At 66.0% G+C, this 7,178-nt stretch carries 8 protein-coding genes and 1 pseudogene; 7 read left to right on the forward strand and 2 right to left on the reverse strand.

From position 1 onward, the window contains the following. Positions 1 to 210: 210 nt before the first annotated feature. A complete protein-coding gene (locus ACLBYD_RS30225; protein WP_447819335.1) occupies positions 211 to 600 on the reverse strand; it encodes a MerR family transcriptional regulator in 390 nt (129 codons plus the stop codon). Between the two features lie 115 nt (positions 601 to 715). On the opposite strand from ACLBYD_RS30225, the gene ACLBYD_RS30230 reads away from it, so the two are divergent. The 7 genes and pseudogenes from ACLBYD_RS30230 (at position 716) to ACLBYD_RS30260 (ending at position 5,857) form a co-directional block, all read left to right on the forward strand. Further along, positions 716 to 1,378, forward strand: coding sequence for a class II aldolase/adducin family protein (locus ACLBYD_RS30230; RefSeq protein ID WP_447819336.1), 663 nt, complete (start codon positions 716 to 718; stop codon positions 1,376 to 1,378). Beyond that, complete coding sequence (locus ACLBYD_RS30235; RefSeq protein ID WP_447819337.1) at positions 1,375 to 1,761, forward strand: carboxymuconolactone decarboxylase family protein; 387 nt, start codon at positions 1,375 to 1,377, stop codon at positions 1,759 to 1,761. Before ACLBYD_RS30230 ends, ACLBYD_RS30235 begins: the two co-directional genes overlap by 4 nt. 342 nt (positions 1,762 to 2,103) lie before the next feature. After that, positions 2,104 to 3,301, forward strand: a pseudogene (locus ACLBYD_RS30240) (IS110 family transposase). Between the two features lie 329 nt (positions 3,302 to 3,630). After that, the gene (locus tag ACLBYD_RS30245) at positions 3,631 to 4,644 is read left to right on the forward strand and encodes a winged helix-turn-helix transcriptional regulator (protein ID WP_447819338.1); all 1,014 of its coding nucleotides are present in this window, start codon (positions 3,631 to 3,633) and stop codon (positions 4,642 to 4,644) included. Further along, complete coding sequence (locus tag ACLBYD_RS30250; protein ID WP_447819339.1) at positions 4,634 to 5,095, forward strand: hypothetical protein; 462 nt, start codon at positions 4,634 to 4,636, stop codon at positions 5,093 to 5,095. The genes ACLBYD_RS30245 and ACLBYD_RS30250 overlap by 11 nt, the downstream gene beginning before the upstream one ends. 5 nt (positions 5,096 to 5,100) lie before the next feature. Next, positions 5,101 to 5,385, forward strand: a complete 285-nt coding sequence (locus ACLBYD_RS30255; RefSeq protein WP_447819340.1) for a hypothetical protein — start codon at positions 5,101 to 5,103, stop codon at positions 5,383 to 5,385. 196 nt (positions 5,386 to 5,581) lie between these two features. Next, entirely contained in the window at positions 5,582 to 5,857 is a 276-nt protein-coding gene (locus ACLBYD_RS30260; RefSeq protein ID WP_447819341.1) for a hypothetical protein, read from the forward strand. Between the two features lie 74 nt (positions 5,858 to 5,931). Here the strand turns inward: ACLBYD_RS30260 and ACLBYD_RS30265 are convergent. Next, positions 5,932 to 7,178 (reverse strand): hypothetical protein (locus ACLBYD_RS30265; RefSeq protein ID WP_447819342.1); only part of this gene is annotated, 1,247 nt, incomplete at its 5' end.

Consider the following 7,178-nt stretch of genomic DNA (forward strand, 5'->3'; position numbering starts at 1 on the left):
TAGGATCGAGTGTTTCGGTCATGATCGTGCCTTCTCGCCAAGCAAGCTCGGCGTGTCGGCCAAAACCAGATCAACCTTTATTCCGACAGTCCCCACCTGCGTCAGATTCGCTCGCACATCGGGGCTGCGACGTCGTGCTCGACCACCCGAACTGCCGTCTTCCCGCGCTCGATATCCGTGCACCCCGCACTGCGAGCACGCCGCCCCGGATCATCTCGGATCGTCGGGCGGCGCCTGCCAGGTCGCCATCTGCGCCCGGAACGTCGCGCACGCCACGACGTCCGGTTTGCTGCACCGAACGGCGTGCGCCAGGAGTTCGTGGGCGTGCCGCAGATCGACGATGCGGCGCTCGATCTCGGTGAGTTTGTCGGTCAGCATCGCCTTGCGTTGCGGCCGGTCCTGCTGGACCTCGCGAATCTCGTCGAGGCTGAGCCCAGCCGTTTGGAAGGTGCGCAACACCACGACTCGGTCAGCGGCCTCGGCCGGATAGCGTCGCTGCCCACCCCGTCGCTGAGCTTCCGGCAGAACCCCCTGCCGCTCCCAATACCGGATCGCCGATGCCGGGACTCCGGTGCTCGCGGCGAGCTGACCGATCGTCATCACAGCTACTCCTCCTCGGTCGACACAACGCTTGACTTGAACCCGAGTTTAAGGCGCACCGTGGTCTTCACCGGCGCCGAACGGCCGCCGACCACCGAATCGGAAAGGTCTGATCATGACGGGAACACCAGCCACGACATCCCAGGCCCAGCAGATCGCCGAGACCGCCGCGCAACTGTTCACAGCCGGCGTGATGTCGCACTCCGGGCACGCCAACATCAGCGCCCGGCTGGACGACGAACGCTTCGCCATGACCCCGGGCTTCATCCGCGAGCTACGGCCCGAACACGTGGCGATCGTCCACCAGGACGGGCGCGTCCTCGAAGGACAGCTGCGATCCTCCAGCACCGAGATCATCACCATGCACGGCATCGTGTATCGCAAGCGCCCCCAGGTCGGCGCAGTCATCCATACGCACTCGCCCGCCTCCACCGCGTTCGCCGTGGCCAACCGGCCCCTGCCATGCCGCACCGAGCCGATGCTGCGTTTCGGCCAGGCCGAGGACGTACCGGTCGTCGCGTGGGGACCACGCGGATCGGACGTATCGGTCCGCAGCATCGCACAGGTCCTCGACGAACGTCCGACCACGCAGGCTGTACTACTGGCCAACCACGGTCTGATGGTCTTCGGCCCCGATCCGACATCGGCCGCCGCGCTCCTGTATGCGATCGAGGAAAGCGCCGAAGCGGAGATCGCCGCGCGCGCCATCGGCGGGGCGGTGGACTTTCCTCCGGGTGCCCTCGAGGCCGTCCGCGCATCGATGGCCCGCGTGTCATGAGCGCCGGCGCCTCCCGCACCGAAGCGATCCGTGACCGTTATCGCTCGACCCTCGGCGCCGTCCCCCACGGCGTCGAGGACCGCCTCCACTTGGCCGAACAACACAACCGAATCGACACTGAAGAAGCGATCACGGCGCTGCGGCACATCGTGCTGACCAACAACGCGCTGGGACCACGCGTGCAGCAGCTCGTCCACTTCGGTCAACTGCTGGCCCTGGGCCGCTCGGGCCCTGCCCGGATCCACGCCCGCGGCGCCCTCCACGCCGGTGCAACCACCGCCGACCTCATCGGAGTGGCCGAAACCGCAGTCATCACCGCCGGTGTGCCCGCCTACGCACTCGGCATCGAAATCATCACCGAACTCATCCGACAACCCGACTGACATCCAGCCGTCAACTCCGGCCTAGTGGATTGGCCGGTACTTGCCCGGGCCTCCCAGATTGCCGGCCAGACCATCGGCGCCCAGAACCGGACCATCTACCCCGTTACCTTCTTCGTAGTCCCGCACCGCGGGGTCACGGTCGCCAAGTTCGGTATGACTTCTTGTCCCTGTCTCTCGAATGATCCGGGGGTGGTGTCGCCGAACCTGGTGACGTCGATGGACCGCTGAGAGGGACAGGGCCGCCTGTTTGCAGCGAGCACCGGGCAGGCCTCTTCGCAGGCGTGGGTGCCGGGTGTCGACGTCGGATCGGTGACCGTCCGGAGCGGACGAAAGGCACGCTTCATGGACCCCACCTACGCCGTGTTCCGCGGCATCGACGTGGGCAAAGGCGATCACCACGCCGTCGGACTCGACCCCACCGGCACCCGCCTGTTCGACAAAGCCCTGCCCAACGACGAGACCAAACTCCGCACCGTGTTCGACCGCCTGGCCGAACACGGCCCGGTACTGGTGATCGTCGACCAACCGAACACCATCGGTGCGCTGCCGGCCACCGTGGCCCGGGGCCTGCGGCCATGCCGTGGCATACCTGCCGGGGCCTGACGATGCGCCGCGTCACCGATCTGTACCCCGGCCAGGCCAAGACCGACGCCCGAGATACGTTCATCATCGCCGATACCGCCCGCACGATGCCGCACACGCTGCGCCGGGTCGATGTCGGCGACGAGGCACTGGCCGAGCTCGGGGTGCTCGTCGGGTTCGACGGCGACCTCGCCGGTGAGGCCACCGAAGATCAGCAACCGTATCCGCGGATTGCTCACCGGAATCCACCCTGCCCTCGAACGGGTTCTCGGTCCCAGGATCGCGCATCCGGCGGTCCTCGAAATTCTGTCGCGATGTGGCGGTCCGGTCGGTATCCGCAAAGCCGGCAAACGCCGGCTCACGACCCTCGCGACCAAGCACGCCCCGCGGATGGGCGCCCGCCTCGCCGAGGAAATCCTCGCCGCACTCGATGCACAAACAGTGACGGTGCCGGGCAGCAACGCCGCCGAGATCGTCCTGCCGAAGCTCGCAGATTCCTTGAAAGAGGTTCTGCAACAGCGTAAGAACATTGCCGAAGACGTGGAGACGATGCTCGATGACCACCCTCTTTCCCAGGCCGGAGATGTCGATGCCCGGCGTCGGCGTCAGGACAGCAGCCCGGATCCTGCTCGAGGTCGGTGGCGGCTCGGCGTTCGCCTCTGCGGCGCATCTGGCGGCCTACGCCGGTATCGCTCCGGTCACCCACCGTTCCGGCTCGTCGATCCGTGGTGAGCACCCCGCCCGGTCGGGTAACCGCAAACTCAAACGGGTGTTGTTCCTGTCCGCGTTCGCCGCGTTGCACGACCCGACCAGTCGCGCCTATTACGACCGCAAACGCGCCGAAGGCAAGCAGCACAATGCCGCGTTGATCTGTCTGGCACGTCGTCGCTGCGACGTCCTCTACGCCATGCTCAAGAACAAGACCTTCTATCGCACCCCCGCTGCTGCCGCCGCTTGACGAAAACCATAGGGACACCCCCCGTTCGCCGTTCGCAGCCAGATCGCAGGCCAGGGCCACTCTTGCCTAGCAGGAACACCCATTTGAACCGCTCGATGTGGTGCGTGACCTGCCAGAAGTCGACTGCTCCGGTAACCGCGGAGACGACACCGATACCGGCTACGGCCATAAGGCACCCAGATCGTCGTTGGACTTGTTCATTCCCTCGGGACGAGTCGTTTTCCCAGATCAGAGTGTGGAGGTATCCGTCCCGGCAGCCCGAACATCCATCCACCGTGTGTTCGGTGTTCGGTATTGACCGAACACCGAACACTTGCCAATCTGGAGTCGTGGACCTCGAAGCCCTCACTGTCGATGCCTTCAACCAGCTAGGCATCGACACCCGACGTGTCGACGCTGCCGACCACGGCAGCAACCTCGTCGTGGACCCCGCAGGCCTGGCGTTGCCGATCCGTATGACCTGGCGTTCCCTGGTCACCGACGACGTCGCTGAACGACTGCTCGCCGACGCCCCATACTCGGATGTTCCGCTGCTCGTCATCGCCAACAGGGTGACCGAGACCGCACGCACGCTACTCACCCGACGAGGCAGCGGTTACCTCGACCTCCGAGGACGATTGGCACTCCGCACCGATCGCGTCCTCATCGACGCCCCGATCGAGCCGCTCACCGAACGAGCCGTCCGCTCGACCGCACTGGCAGGAAAGGCCGGACTCGAGGTCGCCACCGCGCTCCTGCTACGACCCGAACACCCTGTAGCCGTGCGCGAGCTAGCCCGAGAGATCGGTCGTTCCCCCAGCACGGTCTCCGACATCCTTGCCGCACTGCGACGCGACGGTCTCATCGACACCCACAACACGGTCTCAGGAACCGAACTGTTCTGGAACGTCGCCGAGTACTGGCCGACCAAGCGGGCTCACCTGGCATCATTGCCCGCCCCGGGCGACGCAAGCGTCATACGGCCGTTGCGGCTCGGACTCGATACGGCGGGAGTCGAACCCGGTTGGGCGCTCAGCGATTCCGCCGCGGCATCCGCATACCGCGCACCCGTGGCCTTCCGGTCCGACCAGATACTCGACTTCTTCGTCCCCGATCAGTCGACCCTCCGGCGCGCCACCACCCTGCTCGGCACAGCACCCTCGAACAGACACGCACGCGCCACCGTACGCGTCGCACCCGTACCCGCAGCAGTCCAGAACCGGATCGACACGGACACCAACCCATTCGAATGGCCCCTGGCACACCCACTGTTCGTCGCCCTCGACCTCGCTCAAGACACCGGACGCGGACGCGAAATCCTCGACACATGGACCCCCGACGAGCGGTGGACCCGTGTCTGGTAACCACGTCACCTTCTTCGGCGACGCCATGTCCGCCGTCGCCCACGGCATCATCGAAATCCGCTCCCTCCTCCACCGACCACCCGTCATCGTCGGCGGACTGGCCGTGCTCTCACGACTGTCCAATCCCTACCGCGCCACCGTCGACCTCGACCTCGTCGACCGACTCCACGACGCAACACCCCACCCGGAAATACTGCGCGCCGCCTCCGGTGCACAACCGGTCGAACCAGCCGCAGTCCTTCTCCCTACCACCTACGGCCCCGTCAAAGTCGACGTACTCGAAGTACGCCAGATCGAACTCGACCACCCAGCGACGACCCCGGCGACCGACTCCACGCCGCCGCACACGCCTGGGCCAACGACACCGCCACCGACATACGCATCGAAGTCATCAGCAACCCCGGCGACCACATCGACGTCACCACCCCCGTCGCCGAACCTGGACCACTGATCGCCATGAAACTCCAAGCAGTGATGAACCGCTCCACCAACAAACAAGGCACCGACCTCCTCGACATCGTGCACCTCACCCTCGACCCCGCCACCCGCCCCGCCGCACTGGCCCAACTCCACACCGTCGACCCCGCCATCGCCCACGACATCGCACTACACATCGACCTGTGGTTCACCCGCAAACGCACCCACTCACTCCACCGCATCCACACCGCCGGCGGACACGACATCACCACCGACGACCTCGACCTCGTCACCGAACTACTCACCGACGCCACCCACCGCTGAACCACAACGACCCCCGCCACGCATGAGCACAGCTCGGCGCGCACCCTCCCCACCGACCACGAACGGTTCACCGAGCAGCGACAACAATCCGACTGGAGCCTGCTGCAGAATGGCCATGTCTTCCGCTACCACACCGGATTCCAGCTCAACAGTGCCAGTGAACGACTGCACATCGAAGAAGTGGAGCTTCCAACCCGTGGCGGCATTCGGACTGTGGCTGCTGTGCGGGCAATCGACTTCGGCACACGGTCGGACCGGCACGATTCCCGAGCACATCGCCTCCGATTTCTCGAACAATGACCCAGCCCCGATCGAACGGCTCATCGCCGCAGGACTGTGGGAACACGTCGGCGAGGGGTACCGCATGCCGCAAGACCCCTCGAACGATCCCGACCAGCCGCTGCCCGTGTGGCGCTACGGTGACGACCTCGACGGACACCTCATCACCATCGACGACACCCCCAACACCTGACAACATGACTCGCCTTCAACCCAGACGACAGCGTTTCGATGCGGTCCCTACAGGATGGGCGCCCTCTACTGGGCTCAGGGCATCGAGGCGACATCGAGGACCATCCCCGACTGCCCGGGACGATTCGTGTAACCGAGTTCGGTGAAATATTCGTTCGCGACAGACGCCGTGATGGTCTCCGCCCCGAGGTCCGCGAGCATGTGCGTGAGGCGATGTGCGAGTTGAGCAGCCACTGTCTCCGGGGTGCCGGGCACGGTTTCGAGCACGTCCACGTGGACGGTGGCCTGGCCCGACCAGCGAGCCGCGGCATGCCCGACATACGGGCGCCCGACCTCGTTGTTCACGTTGGCCTGGATCCACACCGCGAGTACACCGGTGTTCTTCCATTCGAGCGGCCGGTCGATGTCGAGGCCCTCGCGGGCGAGCCACGCCCCGGAGCGTTCGTGCAGCGCGACCTCGCTGACCCAATATTCCTGGCGGACCGGGGCGGAAGGCGGAGCCGAGATGTAGATGGTGTCACCGTCGCGGCGTCGGGTACCGCGCACCAGCAGACCTGTACACAGCTCCTCTTGCCATCCCGAGATCATGGTGCCGGCGACGGCGGCGGGGGTGTGCCAGGGCGGACCGGCAAGCTCGTCGCCCGTCTGGGGTGGATGCATGGTCACAGCGAAGGTGTTCGGGTTGCGGGCCCACTTGAAGTACACCACCACGTGGTCGAGTTCGACGTGTAGTCGAATCGGGCGGAACTGCGTGGCGATCCTGCCGCGGACCCGGATACCGTTGCGCAGTGCGCGCACCGTCTCGGCCGCGGTGTCGGTGAGCCGGTCGAGGGGCACACCGGTGACCTCCAGGCGCCAGCCGCCGTCGGGTTCGGTGTCGGGATGGCGGATTCCTGCGGTCGGGGCGTACGGACCGACCCGGGCAATGTGCTCGAGCAGTTCCCTCGATTCGGGATCCGGATCGAGTTTGCGGGCGTCGATGACTTTGAGCCACACCCGGTTCCAGGCGATGGTGTCCGGGGCCAGCACCGGGGTGCCGTCCGAGGCGACGAACACCACGAACAGCGGCTGGGTGTAGCTCAGGTTGGTGCGCATGCGCGGGTCCACATCGGTCCGGCGGATCATTTGGTACGCATAATCCGACCACTGCCGGCCGAGCACCGCACGCGCCCACGCTTCCGGTTCGACGGCCGGGTACTCGTGGACCAGATCGGAGCCCGCTGCCCGCCGGTCGGGATACTTATCGGGATAGCCCTGCACATGGATCCGCACGCACACCGGCCTCATATCCGCAGGGAAGGATCCCAGCTCGTCGGCGTCCT

Source organism: Rhodococcus sp. C26F (genome assembly GCF_053345925.1).